Source organism: Sphingomonas sp. ACRSK, assembly GCF_022346685.1.
GTDB lineage: Bacteria > Pseudomonadota > Alphaproteobacteria > Sphingomonadales > Sphingomonadaceae > Sphingomonas > Sphingomonas molluscorum.
On the sequence record NZ_JAKRNR010000007.1, the window covers coordinates 16311 to 33612 of the forward strand.

Below are 17302 nucleotides of genomic sequence, written 5' to 3' on the forward strand. Positions count from 1 at the left end.
GTGATCCGTCATGTCGCGATCGTCGGCGCGGGTTTTTCGGGCACGCTGCAGGCGATCAACCTGCTGCGCCACGGGGGGCCCCGCGCGACCCTGATCGAGCGTGCGCCGCGTCCCGGCCTCGGACTGGCCTATGGTGCTGCGCATCCGAGCCATGTCCTCAACGTTCGCGCTTCGAACATGAGCGCTTTTCCGGACGAGCCGGACCATTTCGTGCGCTGGCTGGAGAAGCGCGGGGTACCGGATGCACCCGCTGCATTCGTGCCGCGGCTGACCTATGGCACCTATCTGCGCGAGCTGCTCGACGAGGCGCAGGCACGCGCCGGCGACCGGCTGCGCATCGTTCAGGGCGACGCGCTCGACGTCGTCGAGAACGGAGACGTTCGCGTGCAGCTGGCGGATGGTCCCGAGATCGTTGCCGATGCAGCGGTGCTTGCGGTGGGCAATCTGCCGCCCCATTCGCCGCCCGGCCTCGATCCGGCTGCGATCTCAGCGGAGCGCTACAAGGGCGATCCCTGGGAGCCTGGGGTCGGGGAGGGGCTTTCCGGCGAGGATACCGTCCTGGTCATCGGTACCGGCCTGACCATGGTCGACGTCGTGCTGATGCTCGAGGCGCGCGGTTTCAGGGGCCGCATCGTTGCACTGTCCCGGCGAGGGCTGCTGCCGCGGCGGCACGAAGCTCCCGCCGCGTGGGACAAGATCGTGGAGAAGCCCTCGGAGCCCGGGGCGAGGCTGGTGCACCGCGTACGCGCGCGTGCCCAGGAGATCGGCTGGCGGAACGCCGTCGATGAGCTACGCCCCTACACGCAGGCGCTGTGGGCACAGGCGACGGAGGCGGACCGCACCCGGTTCCTGCGGCACCTGCGTCCGTGGTGGGACGTGCATCGCCACCGGCTTGCTCCAGCGGTCGCCGACCGGCTTGCCGATCTGCAGGCGAGCGGGCGGTTGAACGTCGTCGCTGGGAAGACGCTCGGGTTCGAGGAGGTCGGCGACGGCGTTACCGTCCGCTACCGGCCGCGCGGCGCCGAGGCGGAGCAGCGGCTGCATGTCAATTGGATCATCAACTGCACCGGACCGCAAGGTGACCTGCTTCGCACCAGTGAGCCGCTGCTGCGCAGGCTGGTCGATCGCGGCGCAGTGCGTCCCGACCCGGAGCATCTGGGTCTCGACGTCACGGTCAGCGGCCAGGTGGTGCGGGCGGACGGCTCGGCAAGCGAACGGCTGTTCGCACTCGGCCCCATGACACGCGGCGCTTTCTGGGAGATCGTCGCGGTGCCGGATATCCGCCGCCAGACCTGGGACGTAGCGCGGCGGCTGTCGAACGCGCATTGGGTCGGCGGGGAGGGCCTGTAGCACTCGCGGGAGGCGAGGCTGTTCCGCGTTCGTTCTCGGTGTGCTACGGTGATGTCATGCTCGCTCACGTCTCACCCCTTACGAGCCCCTGCCGGTGACGCGCCGTGCCGGAAGCGCTGATCTGCCGCTGCACGGCGGCAGGGTGCCGGCTTGGCTCGGCCAGCGGATGACGAAGCTTGGTGCGGTCATCGTCGAGGCGATCGTCCACGAATATGGCCGCGACGAGTTGCTCCGGCGGCTGGCGCACCCGTTCTGGTTCCAGTCCTTCGGTGCGGTGATGGGGATGGACTGGCATTCCTCCGGCATCACCACGAGTGTCCTCGGAGCGCTCAAGCGGGGACTGGCACCGCTTTCCGGCGAACTCGGTATCCACGTCTGCGGCGGCCGGGGGCGTCATTCGCGGGCGACGCCGTCGGAACTCGCGGCAGTGGGTGACCGGGTGGGCTTGGATGGCGCGGCGCTTGGCAAGGCCAGCCGGCTCGTCGCGAAGGTCGACAGTGCCGCGGTGCAGGACGGGTTCGACCTCTATCTCCACGGCTTCATCGTCACGGATGACGGGCGCTGGGTGGTCGTGCAGCAGGGGATGAACGGGGATCGCAGGCAGGCCCGCCGTTATCATTGGCTGTCGGAGGGGATCACCAGCTTCGTCGATGCTCCCCACGCCGCCATCGAGGGCCGCGAGCAGGGGATGATCGTCAATCTGGCCGATCGCCGCGCGGCGCCCTCCCGGGAGCGTCAACTGGAGGTGCTGGCGACACTCGGCCCGGACGGAATCGTGCGGGAGTTTGCTCGAATGCAGCCCGTTGAGCCAGCTGCATCGGCACAGGGCCTGCTGCCGCACCTGGTGATGCCGGAGCATCACGAAGTGCGGCCAGAGAACATCGTAGCGAGGCGCCTGCACGGCAACCTCGCCGCCGCGGCTGATCGCGCGCCGGTCGATTTCGCCGACCTCCTGCTGTCCCCGCGCGTCGGCGCACGGACGGTGCAGGCGCTCGCGATGGTGGCGGAGGTGGTGCACGGCACCCCTTGCCGGTTCACCGATCCCGCGCGCTTCTCGCTCGCGCATGGCGGCAAGGACCGCCACCCCTTTCCAGTGCCCACCCGCGTCTACGACCAGAGCATCGCCATCATGAAGCGGGCAGTGATGAAGGCGAAACTAGGAGAGACCGAGGAACTTGCGGCGATCCGCCGCCTGGACGCGCAGGCGAGGCGGCTGGAGCGGGATGCCACCGGTCCGTCGGTGGAAGCACTGATCGCGCAGGAACGCCGTTCAAGCCACGAATATGGCGGGCGCAGCGTCTTCGGGTTCGAACCGCCCCCGGCGAGTGAGAAGATCGCCGGCTAGGCTAGCAGGATCGCGCCACCGATCAGCATCGCGCCCGCGACGATCGCACCGCCGATCCAGCGCGATCCCGTGATGATCGCTGCTCCGACATTCTGTGGTGGCTGGGCGGGTTCGCTTTCGAGACGCCGGATTGCGGCGCGGAGCAGCCGCGGCGCGTCGCTCCCGATCTTGCTGAGTTCCCACGCGAGCGCCTGAAGCGTCGGCAGCCAATGGTCGGGCGAGAGCCGGGCCTGTGCGATCCGCAGCGATGAACGCTGCATCGCCGAAGACAGGTCGAAGTCGGGCTGAATCGCCGTGAGCACCCCGTCGATTGTCGCCAGCGCCTTGAAGATCAACAGCAGGTCCGGGGGCATCGTCATGCCCTCGTCGCGCATCAATGGCAGGAAGTCCGCAACCATCGCGCTCAGGACGACACGGCCGCCACCATGGCGCACGATCAACCGCTCGGCTGCCGCCTGGACGCGGTCACGCGGCACGGCACTTCCGGCGGACCAGGTCGCGAGGACATCGGCCAGAGCGGCCAGATCACCGGCGTTCAGCGACTGGGTGAAGGCGATGAACTCCTCGCGGCGTCGCGGAGAGACATGACCGATCATGCCGAGGTCGAGCAACGCGATACGGTTGCCCGGCAGGCATAGCAGGTTGCCCGGGTGCGGATCCGCATGGAAGCGCCCGTTCACCAACACCATGTCAAGCACGATGTCGGCGCCAAGCGTCGCGATTTCCGCCGGATCGATACCCGCCGCACGGAGACGATCGCCATCTCGGGGCGGGGTCCCCGCGATGTAGTCCATCACCAGCAGCGCTTCGGAGGTCCAGGCCCAGTGGATCTCCGGCACCACCACGCGCGGATCGCGTGCGAAGTCGGCGCGAAGCCGGTCGGCGTTGCGACCTTCCCCGGTGAAGTCGAGTTCCTCCAGCACGGCTTCGGCGAGCTGGCGCGTCATCGCGGCGGGCGCGAAGCGCCTAGCCTCGGCGCTCGCGGCTTCCGCCACCGAGGCCAGTTGGGCGATCAGCCGCAGGTCGGCTTCCATGCGCGGCCGGATGTCTGGTCGCCGGATCTTGAGAACGACGGGCGTTCCGTCTTTCAGGGTCGCGCGGTGGACCTGTGCCATCGAGGCGGCGGCCAGAGGTTCGGGATCGAAGCTCCCGAACGCGGTTTCGGGTGATTGGCCGAGCGCTTCTTCCACCGCGGGACGAAGGGCTTCGAAGGGCAGGGTGGGAGCGCCGCTGTGCAGTTGCTCCAGTTCCGCGATCCATTCCGGGGGCAGCAGGTCGCCGCGCGTGGCCAGGATCTGGCCCAGCTTCACGAACGTGGGTCCCAAGGCCTCCAGCGCCAGTCGCGTGCGGCGCGGAAGGGTCTGCGGATTGTCGATTTCGCCGTCGTTCCGCTCCAGCCCCAGCCGGGCAAGCAAGACCCCGAGGCCGAAGCGCGAGGCGATCTGCAGGATATCTGCAAGCCGCCCGCGATCGCGGGCGGCTACCATCAGGGTCTTGATCATGCGGGGCTCTTCCTTACCCCTATTTCCCGAAGGCGACCGTCGCCATCACGGGGAAGTGATCCGAGGCATAGGTCGTGCCCTCGTGATGCGTGTCGACCGTCGCGTCCTTGATCTGGAAGCCGCGGACGAACAGGTAATCGATACGCTTTTTCCCGACGCCCGTGAAATCGTGGAAGGTGAGCTCCGGACCCTGCTTGCGCGGGGCGGCCGTCCAGGCGTCGGTGAGTGCATTGGAGAACTCAGCGTAGACTCCGCTGTCCGGTTCGGCGTTGAAGTCGCCAGCGACGACGAGCGGCAGGTCTTCGGCAATCGCCGGCAGGCGCGACAGGATCAGGGCGCCGCCGCGCTCGCGCGCCTGGGCATCCTGCTCCCGGTGCGGCAAGTGGGTGTCGACGAAGACGAAGCGGCGCGGGTTGCGGCCGAGGGTCTCGAACACGCCCCAAGTCGCCATGCGCGGCAGATCAGTACCCCAGCTCATGCTGCCGGGCTGCTCGGGCGTGTCGGACAGCCAGAAGTCGCCCTCGGTCACCAGCCGGAGCCGGTCGGTGCGATAGAGGATGCCCATATGCTCATCCGCGTGACCGCCCCGTCGATCGCGGCCGAACCAGCGATATTGCGGCAGCGCGCGCACCAGATCGTCGCCCTGCCGCTGGTGGAGTTCCTGCGCGCCGACCACATCCGGCTGGGTGTCGCGGATCGTCGCCACCATCACGGGGCGGCGCACGTCCCACCGGGTCGGACCCTCATCATAGGAAAGGCGGACGTTGAAGGTCATCACCCGCAGCGAAGAGGCCGGCGCGCAGGCTGCCACTGTGGCGACGAGGAACAGCCCTATGCTCCGGCGCAGGATCGACATCATTCATTCTCCCCAATTCTTCTTGCTGGTCATTTCCCGATGGGCGGGGATCGCGTCAATGCCATGACGACCCTGCGCGATGCGCCTCCGGAGGGCGTCCCCTGTGGAGACGTGGCTACCGTTTGCAACAAAATGTTGCTGAGCGGGGGTTCCATTTAGTTAGCTTCCTAACTATCTGGCGTGGCCATGCCGGATCAACAGCTGCAACGCGGGTTCACGCACCGCCTGATGCCGCTCGCGCGCGCCTATCGACGCTATATCGACAAAGGGCTCTCCTCGCTCGAGCTGTCCCACACCACGGCGCTGGCCGTGATGCTGATCGGTCGGATGGGAGATGGGCTTCGCCAGGGGACGCTTGCAGAAGAGCTGGGATTGGAAGGGGCGTCGCTGGTCCCGCTGATCCAGCAGCTACTGCAGGCAGGTCTCCTCGATCGTCGTCCCGATCCCGAGGACGGCCGCGCCAAGACCCTCCACCTCACCGATGCCGGCCGGAGCCTTGCGGCGGAGGTCGAAGAGCGTTCGGCGACGCTGCGCGCGCGCGTCTTTGCGGGCATCCCGGACAAAGATGTTGCCGCCGCGTTGCGGGTGATGGACCGCCTGGCGGTCGTCCTCCAGGAATGTGCAGACGGGACGCCGGCCGCGTGACGATCGGCGTGCGTCATCTGGTGTTCTCGGCCAACGCCTTTGCGGGCGCCTTGCTGGCGTTGTTCCTCTCCTTCGAGATCGGCTTGGAACGTCCCTTCTGGGCGATGGTGACCGTTTATATCGCGAGCCAGCCCCTGTCCGGCGCGTCGGTTTCCAAGGGCGTGTTCCGCCTCATCGGGACCGTGGTCGGCGCGGGCGCCGCAGTGCTCATGGTGCCGGCATTCGTGAACGCGCCGGTGTTGCTGACGCTGGTGATGGCCCTGTGGGTCGGCGGCTGCCTGTTCGTCTCGCTGATGGACCGTACCCCGCGCTCCTACCTCTTCATGCTGGCCGGTTATACGGCCGCCTTCGTCGGTTTTCCTTCCGCAGGTCACCCGGAGCAGGTGTTCGGCACCGCGGTGCTCCGCGCCCAGGAAATCGGGCTCGGCGTGTTCTGCGCGATGCTGTTCCACTCGATCATCTTCCCGCTGAGCGTGGGCGACGCGGTGCGCGATCGGCTGCGCGACATCCTGGCGGATGCCGAGCGCTGGACCGCGGACGCCCTGTCCGGCGCCTCCTCTCCGGAGACGGAAATGGAGCGCCGCCGCCTCGCGAACGACACGACCGAGCTCCATCTGCTCGGCACCCATCTGCCCTATGACACCGCGCGGATTCGGCCGGAGCGCAGGACGCTGGCCGCGCTTCAGGACCGATTGGTGCTGTTGCTGCCAATGGCCTCCGCGATCGAGGATCGCATCGTCACGCTGCGGGCGGCAGGGGCGCTACCGGAGCACCTCGATCGGCTGATCGAGGACGTCCGCAGCTGGACCAAGGATCCCGCTGCGGCGGATCCCGACATGCTCCACGAGCGCGCCGAAGCGCTTTCGCGCGAGGCGGCGAGCCGACACGACTGGAATGCGCTTCTCCAGGTGAACCTTGCAGGTCGGCTGGCGGAACTCATTGTCTTGCTCGGGACCATCCGGTCGCTCGCACGCGCGATCCGCTTCCCTGAGGAGAAGCTGCCCCAGGCGTTACGGCAGACGATCCGGGCGGCGCGCCCGCGCAAGTTCCACCTGGACTATGGGCTCGCGCTGCGCTCGGCCTTTGCCGCGGTGCTGGCGATCGGGGGATGCGCCGCGTTCTGGATCTTCAGCGGCTGGCCCGACGGCGCCACTGCAACGATGATCGCCGCGGTCATGTGCTGCTTCTTCGCGGCGATGGACGATCCCACCGTCGCCCAGCGTGGTTTCCTCTACGGCACCGCGGCCGGCATTCCGCTCGTCGGCCTGTACCTGTTCGCCATCCTGCCGATGATCAGCGGCTTTCCGCTGCTGGCGCTGGTACTCGCGCCCCTTTTCCTGCCGCTCGGCGTCGCAGTAGCCTTCCCGGCGCTCGCCGGTGCGACGATGCCGCTGGTGGTAGGGATCGCGGGCGGGCTGGCGCTCAACAACAACTACGGTCCGTCCGACTTCGCGACCTTCGTGAACAGCAATTTCGCGTTGTGCGCGGGGGTCCTCGCCGCGATCTTCGCGACCCGGCTGGTGCGCGTGCTGGACCCCGCGGCTGCGGTGCTGCGGGTCCTGCGGGCCGGCTGGCGCGATCTCGCCGAGGCTGCCGAGGAGCGTTCGATCCGCAGTCCGGCGGCCTGGACCAGTCGCATGCTGGACCGGGTGGGGCTTATCCTTCCCCGCCTTCCGCGTGCAGCCGCGGACCTCAGGCTCACTGGAACCGACGCCCTTCGCGATCTTCGCGTGGGGCTGGGCGTGCTTCAGCTGCGCGAAGCGGCGCGAACGGCTCCTTCGGGTGCCGCACGGGTCGCGCTGGAGCGGCTTGTCGCAACCCTCGGACGCCATTTCCGGCGACTGGGCAACGGAGCGAGCGAACGTGCGCCGTTGATGCTGCTCGACGAGATCGACGCCGCATTGGGGCTCACTCTCGACGCGCTGGCGGACTTCCCTGGACGTGAGCCGACGCTGCATGCGCTCGTCGGCCTGCGCCGCAATCTCTTTCCCGACGCCAGCGCCTGGCAACCGGAGGCCCTTGCCGCATGAACGGCCAGATCGACATCAACGGCATCTATGTCCACCCGCTGCTGATCGCGGCGATCGTCGCCTATGCGGTGTCGCTCCCGATCGAATGGGCACTCGCCCGTGTGGGGTTCTACCGCTTCGTCTTCCACCGGGGCTTGTTCGACTTCGCCCTGGTCGTCGTTCTGTGGGGGCTGGTCGCGGCCGCCCTGTCCACCGGCACTCCCTTCGCGCTTTCCTTCTGAGACCGTCATGAAACCCGTCATCATCATTCGCGTCCTGATCACCTTCGCCATCGTCCTCGCCGGCTATTTCGTCGCCGAAGCCCTGTGGCGGCATTATGAGGAGGATCCCTGGACCCGCGACGGTCGCATCAGTGCGGACGTGGTGCAGGTCGCACCGGACGTGTCTGGCTTGGTGACCGAAGTGCTGGTGCACGATAATCAGGAGGTGCGCGCCGGCACTCCATTGTTCATCATCGACCGGCCCCGCTACCAACTCGCGGTCAAGCAGGCGCAGGCGGGGATCGCGGCGCAGCGGGTCCTGATCGCGCAGGCCCAGCGCGAGGCGCGGCGTAACCGCACCCTGGGAGACTTGGTGCCGGCCGAGGAACGCGAGCAGGGGGACGCCAAGGTCGAGCAGCTTCAGGCCGAACTGGCCCGCCTGCAGGTGCAGCTGGAGACGGCGCGGCTCAACCTCGCCCGTACGGAGGTGCGGTCGGGCGTGGACGGCACCATCACCAATTTCGACCTTCGCCCCGGCGACTATGCCACTGCCGGCCGCGCCGAGTTCGCGATCATCGATCGCAAGTCGATCCATGCGGTGGGCTATTTCGAGGAAACCAAGCTGCCTCGGATCGCGCCGGGGGACCGGGTGCAAGTCCATCTGATGGGCGAGCAGCGGGTGATCGAGGGCCATGTCCAGAGCATCGCCAGCGGCGTGGACGATCGCGATCGCACCGCGGGTGACAAGATGCTCCCCAACGTCAACCCGACCTTCAACTGGGTGCGCCTTGCCCAGCGTGTCCCGGTGCGGATCGTGCTGGATTGCGTCCCGGCGGGCTTGTCTCTCGTCGTCGGCCGCACCGCGACCGTCAATGTCGTCCATCGCGAGCCGTCTTCTGCACCGCGCCCCGGTACGGTGGCAGGGGGGCTTGAACGTCGCGCCACCCTGGAGAAGACGGCATGAGCCCGTCGATGCTGCGGAAAGTCGTTCCCCTGCTTGCCACTGTGGCGGCAGCCGCTTGCGCGCCGGTCGGGCCCGACTACCACCGTCCGGAGGCGGCGATCGCCGAGCGCCCTTCTGCCAAGGCGCCGTTCTTGAGCGGCAACGAGCCTGCCTTCGCCGAGACTGCCGTTCCCCAGGACTGGTGGCGTTTGTACCGCGACCCGGTGCTCGACAGCCTCGTGGCGGAGGCCATCGCCGCGAATACCGACCTGCGCGTGGCAGCGGCCAACATCGCGCGAGCCCAGGCGCAGCGCACCATCACCGAGGATGCGCGAGAGCCGCAGACGGAGCTCGGCGCAAGCATCTCGCGCGCCATGCCCTCGGCACAGGAAGAGTTGATGCCGGGCGAGGCGTTCCCATCCTTCTGGGTCTATTCGCTGGAGGCATCGGCGAGCTACCAGCTTGATCTGGCGGGTCAGATCCGCCGCGCGATCGAAGCGGCGGATGCCGATGTGGCGGCCACGCAGGCGGCGTATGACGCGACCCGCGTGACCGTCGTCGCCCAGACCACCGCCGCCTATGTCGAGGCCTGTGCTGCGGGGCATGAGATCGGCGTCGTGCAGCAAGCGCTCGATCTGCAGCGACGCAGCACCGAGCTGACACGGCGGCTGGTTCGTGGCGGACGCGGCAGCACGCTCGACGTGACCCGCTCCACCGCGCAGGAGGCACAGGTCCGTGCCAATCTGCCGACCCTGATCGCCCAGAAGCAGACGGCGCTGTTTCGTCTTGCGACCCTTACCGGCAAGCCGCCTGCCGAGTTCGACCGGCGGGTGGCGGGCTGCGGGCGGGAGCCACAGCTGGATCGGCCCGTCCCGATCGGTGACGGGGCCGCACTGCTGCGGCGCAGACCGGACGTCCGGCAGGCGGAACTGCTCTTGCGCGCGGCAACTGCCCGGATCGGGGTCGCAACGGCGGACCTGTATCCGAAGATCCGTCTCGGCGCGTCCGTCGGCTCAGCGGGGCTCGCGGAGTCCTTCCTGGCATCGGACACGTTTAAGTTCGGGCTGGGGCCGCTGATCAGCTGGGAGTTCCCGAACCGCAAGCGCGTGCGCGCCCGCATCGGCATGGCCGAGGCCGAGGCGGATGCGGCGTACGCCCGTTTCGACGGGGTGGTGCTCACCGCCCTTCGCGAGGTGGAGACGGCGCTCACGGTCTATGCACGCGATCTCGATCGGCGCCGCGAGCTGGAGGAGGCGCGTTCTCATGCTGCACAAGCGGCAGGGGATGCGCAGACGCTATTTCGCGCCGGGCGCCAGGGATTCCTGCCGGTACTGGATGCGGATCGGGTTCTGATTTCCGCCGAACAGGCGCTGGCGGCGCAGGAAAGCCGCATCGCCGCAGATCAGGTGCGCTTGTTCCTGGCACTGGGAGGCGGATGGCAGACCTCCGCTGCGGGGGAGGCCTAAGCTGCAAGGGCCGGTCAAAAGATAAGATAATACGGTCGCCTCCTTCGTTCCTTGCCGTTAGGCTGGAAAGAAAAAGGGAGGATCTGATGGCATTTTTCCGCACGGCCTTGTTGCTGGGGACCACGCTCAGCTTTGCCGGCGCCGTTCCGGCCTTGGCTCAGCGCACGGTTCCCGCCGCGCCGGACGCGATCGTCTACAAGACTGCGCTGACGACCAAGTGGGCCCGGGAGGTCACGCCGGAGAACGCGTGGCGCAGCTATCCGCGTCCGCAGCGCGTGCGGGACCGTTGGCTCAACCTCAACGGCCAATGGGACTACGCGATCGCGAAAGCGGGCACACCCCGGCCCGCGCAGATGCAGGGCAAGATCCTAGTCCCTTTCGCGGTGGAATCGAAGCTTTCGGGCGTGCAGCGTCCCGTTCTTCCGGACGACCGCATCTGGTATCGGCGCAGTTTCGCCGTGCCGGCCGATTGGGCCGGGCAGCACGTGCTTCTGAACTTCGGCGCCGTCGACTATGAAGCGGCCGTCTGGGTGAACGGCGCCTATGTGGGGGCGCACAAGGGCGGTTCCGCCACCTTCAGCTTCGATATCACCGCGCACCTGCGGAGCGGAGACAACGAAGTGGTGGTCCAGGTCGCCGATCCCACTTCCGATGGCGTGCAGCCGCGCGGCAAGCAGACGCTGGCGCCGCAGGGCATCTGGTACACGCCCGTGAGCGGCATCTGGCAGACCGTATGGCTGGAGCCGGTCTCCGAACTGCACATCGCGGACGTGCGCGCCACGCCGGACATCGATCGCGGTCGGCTGGAAGTGGACGTCGCGCTCAACCGCTCTGCCAACGATACCGATGCGGTGCGCCTTACCGCCAGCAAGGACGGACAGGTCATTGCGAGCACCATCGTGCGCGCCAACCGGCACGCGAGCCTGCCGATCCCCAACGCGCATCTCTGGTCACCGAATGACCCGTTCCTCTACGATCTCACCGCCGAGCTGGTGACGATCAAGGACCCCTATGCAGGAGCGAAGGAGCGGACCCGTACGGCCTATGACGCACGGTTCACGGAACGTGAGCGCGCGACCTACGCTCAGGCTCAGGTGGTCGGCACGCCCGTGGATCGGGTGAAAGGATATTTCGCCATGCGCAAGGTCTCGATTGGACCAGGTGCGGTAGAGGGGCAGCCTGCAATTCTGCTCAACAACAAGCCGCTCTTCCAGAACGGGACGTTGGACCAGGGCTGGTGGCCGGATGGCCTGCTCACCCCGCCTTCGGAAGAGGCCATGGTGAGCGACATCGTCTTCCTGAAGAACGCCGGGTTCAACATGTTGCGCAAGCACATCAAGGTCGAGCCCGCGCGATACTATTACGATGCGGATAGGCTCGGGATGCTGATCTGGCAGGACATGCCCTCCGGCGGCGACGAGGACCAGTTCGTCACCGGATCGAGCAAAAGCCAGGCGGTGCTGTCTTCGACCGCGATGACGGAGTTCCAGCAGGAACTTGCCGCGATGATCGGGGATCTCCGGTCGTTTCCCTCGATCGTGACCTGGGTCGTGAACAACGAGGGCTGGGGGCAGTATGATTCGTCGACGCTCGCCAAGCTGGTGAAGGGGATGGACCCAAGCCGGGTCGTCAACGCCGACAGCGGCTGGCTCGACGTCGCACCGGACGCGTCGGACATGGTCGACATCCACACCTATGAGGACAAGCCGAACGTCCCGCCGCGCTCCAGCACCCGGGCGATCGTCATCGGCGAATATGGCGGCATCGGCCTTCCGGTGCGCGGCCACATCTGGCGAGCCGGCAAGCGCAACTGGGGATATCAGGTGGCCGCCGACGGCCAGGATTATCTCAAGCGCTACCGCGTCAAGTTCGACGAGATCATCCGCCAGGCACGCGAGGAGGGACTGAGCGCGGCCGTCTACACCCAGACCACCGACGTGGAGGACGAGATCAACGGCCTCCTCACCTACGACCGGGCTGAAGCAAAGGCTCCCGCCGAGGACCTCGCCCGCATTGCCGCCCCGCTCACTGGTGCCGGCGTGGATCCTTATCAGGGCCGATGAACGGAACTCTGCGGCGCGACCGGAAGGTTGCGCCGCCTCGGGCGGACGGGTTCAGGTGGCGGCTCGCAGTGCTCGCGGTTGGGTGGTTTTCGCTGCTGCCCTTTCGCGCAAGAAACCGCGGATGGCAGCATCGAGGCCACCGAGCGGCGCGCCCCGTTCCGTGGCGAGGCGCGCACCCCGCGGTCGAGGGGCGCGCCAGTCGGGGAGGGGCCCCGGAATTTCCTCGATCAGGCCGGTATCGAAGCCTGCACAATGCGCGATCCGCCTCGCGAACTCAGCCCAACTCAGGGTCTCACCGTTCGTGAGGTGCCACACACCGGTTGCGCCGTCGATCAGCAGGTCGAGTGCGGCTTCCGCGAGTTGCGGTACATAACTGGGGGAGACGAGATAGTCGAACGTGGCCTTGAACGGGCGACCTGCTTCCAGGCTGTCCACCACCGCATGCGCGAAGTCGAAGCGGGCGGCCGTCGAGAAGAAGGCGCCGGTGCGGGCGATTAGGGTGTTGTCCAGACGAGCGCAGCCCGCCTCCATTTCCGCCTTGCTACGGCCATAGGCGTTGAGGGGCTGCACGGCGTCTGATTCGACATGAAGCCGGTCGTCGTCCGCGCCGAAGACCACGTCGCTGGAAAAGCCCAGATATGCGATCCCGCGCTCGGCGCACGCTTCTGCAAGTGCCACCGCGCCTACTGCATTGATCCGGCGGCAGGTCTCTTCTTCCGCTTCGGCAGCATCGACGTCGGCCCAGCCAGCTGCGTTGACCACCGCCCACGGGCCAATGGCCTCGATCGAGTGGCCGAAGCCGTGCGGCCGGGTAAGATCGATCCTCGTTCGATCGGACAGAACATGGGGGATGTGCCGGATCGTACAGGCGCGCGCGATCGCTTGGCCGAGCGTACCCGTGGCGCCGAGTATCAGCAGCGGGGGCGTAGACGGGCTCGCGTCCTGTCGCCGTGCCGCTCCCGGGTGCGGCATGGGGGGATAGAGCAGCCGGTCGGGCCGCTGCCACCAGCCGGGTTCCTGCGCGAGTGGATGGCGGGCCGCGCGCTTCGGCAGTCCGCGCCAGAGCTCTGCCAGCGCGGTGGGCCGCGGGGTGCCACTCGATACGTCGAACACCCCCGGTTCGTAGCTTCCGGATCCGGTCAGCAGCGTGTCCCAGCCATGGCTCCCCAGCAGCGACCAGGCGGTGACCGCGCGCAGGTCAACGCCCGCTGCCTGCGCGGCGCAGGCCGTATCCCAGGCCTCGGCTGCCCAGCGCAACTGTTCCTCCCGGGTGCAGCCATTGTGCACCTCGGTGATCGCGATCGGCGTTCGGTAGCGTTGCCACGCCTCGCGCACGACGCCCCCTAGGCCGCCGGGGGGCGGGTCGAGAACTCGGATGGCTTCGGTATCGGCGTAGGCGAGCCGTCCGTTCCCGCCGTGCGTGGAGGGCGGATAGCGCTGCAGCCGATGGTCCAGGAACCGATCGCTCGTGAGATAGTGGTTTACGCCCACGATATCGGGTGGGCAGGGGGCGTCGGCGATCGCCAGCATCCGATCGCCGAGACCGAAGGCGGCGATCCGCTCCCACAGCGGGTGCTGCCGCGTGACCCGGCCGAACAGCAGATCCCACCCGGCCCACCGACGAAGGTTGTCGAACGCTGCCTGCTCGGCCAGGCGCGTGGTTGCATAGGCGCGGCCGAGATCGTCCGTCTGGATCAGCTGCGCGGCCGGGTTCACCCGACGCACGGCCCGCATCGCCAATCGGACGCCATCCACCTGGTTGAGCAATGCCAGCCAGAAGGAGCCCTCGTCCGCGCTGTGCGGGTACCAATGGCCGTAGAGAGCAGAGAAGCGGGCGGTGGTCAGCGGCTCGTTGACCGGCGTCCAGGCTTCGATCCAGGGATAGCGTTGCGCAACCTGGGCAGCAAAGTCGGCCAAGCCTGTCGCGAACGCTGGGTCGAGTAGGTTGGTGTGGCGGGGGCCGCTGCCGTGATGAACCAGTCCGACAATGGGACGGATGCCGAGTTCTCGAAGCCGTTCCAGCCGCTCGTCAGGCCAGCTCCAGTCGGCCGTCGCAAGCCCGTTGGGTGCCACCCGCTCCCAAAGCACGGGGTAACGGATCGCTTTGAGACCGAGGTCCGCGAAGCGGTCCAGGTCCGACAGTCGATTGTGGTGGCCGCTCAGGCGGCATTGGTCGAGGTACCCGTCGCGCGTGCGGTTTACCGTGCATTCGACACCACCCCAGAGCTCGATGTCCGGCATCCGGCACCTCTCGATCTGTGCGCCTGCAACGGCTGCGGGCCCGCATCGTTCCGCACAAGCAGGTTGATCTATGTTGGTCGGCAAGGACTTAGCGGAACATTTTACGCATGCGCAGGTTTCATCAAAGTTACCCAGAGAACATCTGAAGGGGGCGCGCGTGAACGAGCAGATGCCGTCGGAAACCAACCTTCCGGGACTTTCCTCTGGACCCAGTGATCGTCCGACGTTGATCTGCTTCAGCCATCTGCGATGGGCGTTCGTCTTCCAGCGTCCACAGCATTTGATGACGCGCTTTGCCGCCACGCATCATGTGCTGTTCTGGGAGGAGCCGGAGTATGTGGCCGGCATCGGAACCGCGCGCCTCCGTCGCAGCGTCTGCGAGGGCAGCGGCGTGGAGGTGCTGACGCCCGAACTCGACGAGTCGCTGCGCGGCCGGGACGAAGACGCCGAGCTGGCGGCGCTGCTGGACGCTGTCCTGATCGGTACCCGCGGCAGCATCATCCGCTGGTACTACACGCCCATGATGCTGCCCTTTTCGCAGCACGTGCAGGCCGACTGCGTCGTGTACGACTGCATGGACGAACTGTCCGCGTTCCGGGGGGCTCCGCCTGAGTTGCTCGACCGCGAACGTTTGCTGCTCGAAGCAGCGGACCTCGTCTTTACCGGTGGCACCAGCCTGTATGAGGCCAAGCGCGACCGGCACTCGAACGTCCACGCATTTCCCTCCAGCATCGACGTTCCCCATTTCGCTCGGGCACGAAAAGGCGGCGCGGTCCCGGCGGAGCAGGCGGCAATTGCGGGTCCGCGGCTCGGCTTCAGCGGCGTGATCGACGAGCGAATGGATCTGGGGCTTCTGGAGGCCGTTGCGGACGCGCGTCCCGACTGGTCTCTGGTGGTGATCGGCCCCGTGGTGAAGATCGGCGAGCACGAGCTGCCGCGTCGTCCGAACATCCACTACCTGGGTTCCCAGCCGTACACCGCGCTGCCGGACCATATGTCCGGCTGGGACGTGGCCCTGATGCCGTTCGCGATCAACGAGGCAACGCGGTTCATCAGCCCGACGAAGACGCCGGAGTATCTGGCCGCCGGCTGTCCGGTGGTGTCCACGCCGATCACGGATGTCGTGCGCCATTACGGCTCGCTTTCGGCAGTGCAGATTGCCGACAGTCCCGACGCGTTCATCGCCGCGTGCGAGGCTGCCATGCAGTTGCGCGCGGGAGACGGGGCGTGGCTGGAGGAAGCCGACGCGGTGCTTGCTCGCACTTCCTGGAACAGCACGGCCTTCGAGATGGCAGCGTTGATCTCGGCAGAGATCGCGGCGCGGGGGCGGATCGAGCCCGTGGTGTCTCCGACGGTCTGGCCCGCCTCGCAGGATCGTTACGACGTGATGGTGGTGGGTGCCGGCTTCGCGGGAGCCGTCATGGCGGAGCGGCTCGCCGCCGATGGCGGCAAGCGGGTCCTGGTGGTGGACCGCAGGCCACACGTGGGAGGGAACGCCTTCGACCACAAGGACGACGCCGGCATTCTGATCCACCAATATGGGCCGCACATCTTCCACACCAACTCGCCGGAGATCTTCGACTATCTCTCGCGGTTCACGGAGTGGCGTCCCTACGAGCATCGGGTGCTCGCGTCCGTCGACGGGCAACTGGTGCCTATGCCGATCAACCGTACGACGCTGAACGCGCTCTATGGCCTCGACATGCAAAGCGACGAGGAGGTGGCGGCGTTCCTGGCTGCTCGTGCGGAGCCGGTGGTGCCGATCCGGACTTCCGCGGACGTGGTCGTCTCGCAAGTAGGACGGGAGCTCTACGAGACCTTCTTCCGCGGCTACACGCGCAAGCAATGGGGACGGGACCCGTCCGAGCTCGACAAGTCGGTCACCGCGCGCGTGCCCACCCGTACCGGCACCGACGATCGCTACTTCACCGACCAGTTCCAGGCGATGCCGCTCGAAGGCTACACCCGGATGTTCGAGCGGATGCTGGATCATCCCAACATCGACCTGCTGCTGGGTGTCGATTACCGCGAGGTCCGCGACGCCTATCCGCACGACCATCTGGTCTTCACCGGCCCCGTCGACGAGTATTTCGGCTATCGCTACGGCAGGCTTCCATACCGGTCCCTGCAGTTCGAGCACCAGACGGTCGACAAACCCTGGCATCAGCCGGTTGCCGTCGTGAACTACCCCAACGAGGCGACACCCTACACGCGGGTGACCGAATACAAGCACCTGACGGGACAGGAGGCAGACCGCACCAGCGTCACCTTCGAGTATCCGAGCGCGACGGGCGATCCTTACTACCCGATCCCCTGCGAGGAGAACCAGGCGCTCTACAAAAGGTACGAGGCACTGGCCCTGGCAGAGCCCTCGGTCAGCTTCGTCGGGCGGCTGGCAACCTACCGCTACTACAACATGGACCAGGTCGTCGGTCAGGCGCTGGCAACCTACCGGCGCCTCAGCGGGGCGCGGAAGGTGCAGCAGCCACCGGAGCATGCGGTTGTCGCTCCATTGGGACGTACTGCGGCTTGAACATGGCCGATCGGGTTGCAGGATGACCGTGCTCGCCTTCGGACGTGTGCCGGCGCTCGTGCGTCACCGATGATCGGGTCCTCATCTGGAACTGCCCATGTCACGGGCGGCCGACATGTCCCACGGCG

At 67.3% G+C, this 17302-nt stretch carries 12 protein-coding genes; 9 read left to right on the plus strand and 3 right to left on the minus strand.

Translation table 11 applies throughout. The features are described 5' to 3' along the window. The gene (locus MHZ35_RS05430; protein WP_239434694.1) at positions 1 to 1350 is read left to right on the plus strand and encodes an FAD/NAD(P)-binding protein; all 1350 of its coding nucleotides are present in this window, start codon (positions 1 to 3) and stop codon (positions 1348 to 1350) included. Between the two features lie 94 nt (positions 1351 to 1444). Then, positions 1445 to 2695 (plus strand): DUF763 domain-containing protein, encoded by a 1251-nt coding sequence (locus MHZ35_RS05435; protein ID WP_342453501.1) that lies wholly within the window; start codon positions 1445 to 1447, stop codon positions 2693 to 2695. Here MHZ35_RS05435 and MHZ35_RS05440 read toward each other — a convergent pair. Further along, positions 2692 to 4197, minus strand: coding sequence for an ABC1 kinase family protein (locus MHZ35_RS05440; RefSeq protein WP_239434696.1), 1506 nt, complete (start codon positions 4195 to 4197; stop codon positions 2692 to 2694). The two genes, MHZ35_RS05435 and MHZ35_RS05440, sit on opposite strands and share 4 nt — an antisense overlap. 19 nt (positions 4198 to 4216) lie before the next feature. Beyond that, entirely contained in the window at positions 4217 to 5056 is an 840-nt protein-coding gene (locus MHZ35_RS05445) for an endonuclease/exonuclease/phosphatase family protein (RefSeq protein WP_239434697.1), read from the minus strand. Positions 5057 to 5239: 183 nt separating this feature from the next. On the opposite strand from MHZ35_RS05445, the gene MHZ35_RS05450 reads away from it, so the two are divergent. The 6 genes from MHZ35_RS05450 (at position 5240) to MHZ35_RS05475 (ending at position 12400) form a co-directional block, all read left to right on the plus strand. After that, positions 5240 to 5698: a MarR family winged helix-turn-helix transcriptional regulator gene (locus MHZ35_RS05450; RefSeq protein ID WP_239434698.1), complete on the plus strand. Its 459-nt coding sequence runs from the start codon at positions 5240 to 5242 to the stop codon at positions 5696 to 5698. After that, entirely contained in the window at positions 5671 to 7728 is a 2058-nt protein-coding gene (locus MHZ35_RS05455) for an FUSC family protein (RefSeq protein WP_239434699.1), read from the plus strand. Before MHZ35_RS05450 ends, MHZ35_RS05455 begins: the two co-directional genes overlap by 28 nt. Continuing rightward, positions 7725 to 7949: a DUF1656 domain-containing protein gene (locus MHZ35_RS05460; protein ID WP_125959557.1), complete on the plus strand. Its 225-nt coding sequence runs from the start codon at positions 7725 to 7727 to the stop codon at positions 7947 to 7949. Before MHZ35_RS05455 ends, MHZ35_RS05460 begins: the two co-directional genes overlap by 4 nt. A 7-nt stretch (positions 7950 to 7956) precedes the next feature. Beyond that, entirely contained in the window at positions 7957 to 8892 is a 936-nt protein-coding gene (locus MHZ35_RS05465; protein ID WP_239434700.1) for an efflux RND transporter periplasmic adaptor subunit, read from the plus strand. Then, positions 8889 to 10337: an efflux transporter outer membrane subunit gene (locus MHZ35_RS05470; protein WP_239434701.1), complete on the plus strand. Its 1449-nt coding sequence runs from the start codon at positions 8889 to 8891 to the stop codon at positions 10335 to 10337. Before MHZ35_RS05465 ends, MHZ35_RS05470 begins: the two co-directional genes overlap by 4 nt. Positions 10338 to 10423: 86 nt before the next feature. After that, the gene (locus MHZ35_RS05475; RefSeq protein ID WP_239434702.1) at positions 10424 to 12400 is read left to right on the plus strand and encodes a glycoside hydrolase family 2 protein; all 1977 of its coding nucleotides are present in this window, start codon (positions 10424 to 10426) and stop codon (positions 12398 to 12400) included. 51 nt (positions 12401 to 12451) lie between these two features. Here the strand turns inward: MHZ35_RS05475 and MHZ35_RS05480 are convergent, their stop codons facing one another. Next, positions 12452 to 14641 carry a family 1 glycosylhydrolase gene (locus MHZ35_RS05480; RefSeq protein WP_239434703.1) on the minus strand — a complete coding sequence of 730 codons (2190 nt, stop codon included), beginning with the start codon at positions 14639 to 14641 and terminating at the stop codon, positions 12452 to 12454. 283 nt (positions 14642 to 14924) lie between these two features. On the opposite strand from MHZ35_RS05480, the gene glf reads away from it, so the two are divergent. Then, complete coding sequence (gene glf, locus MHZ35_RS05485; RefSeq protein ID WP_239434704.1) at positions 14925 to 17174, plus strand: UDP-galactopyranose mutase; 2250 nt, start codon at positions 14925 to 14927, stop codon at positions 17172 to 17174. Positions 17175 to 17302 lie beyond the last annotated feature (128 nt).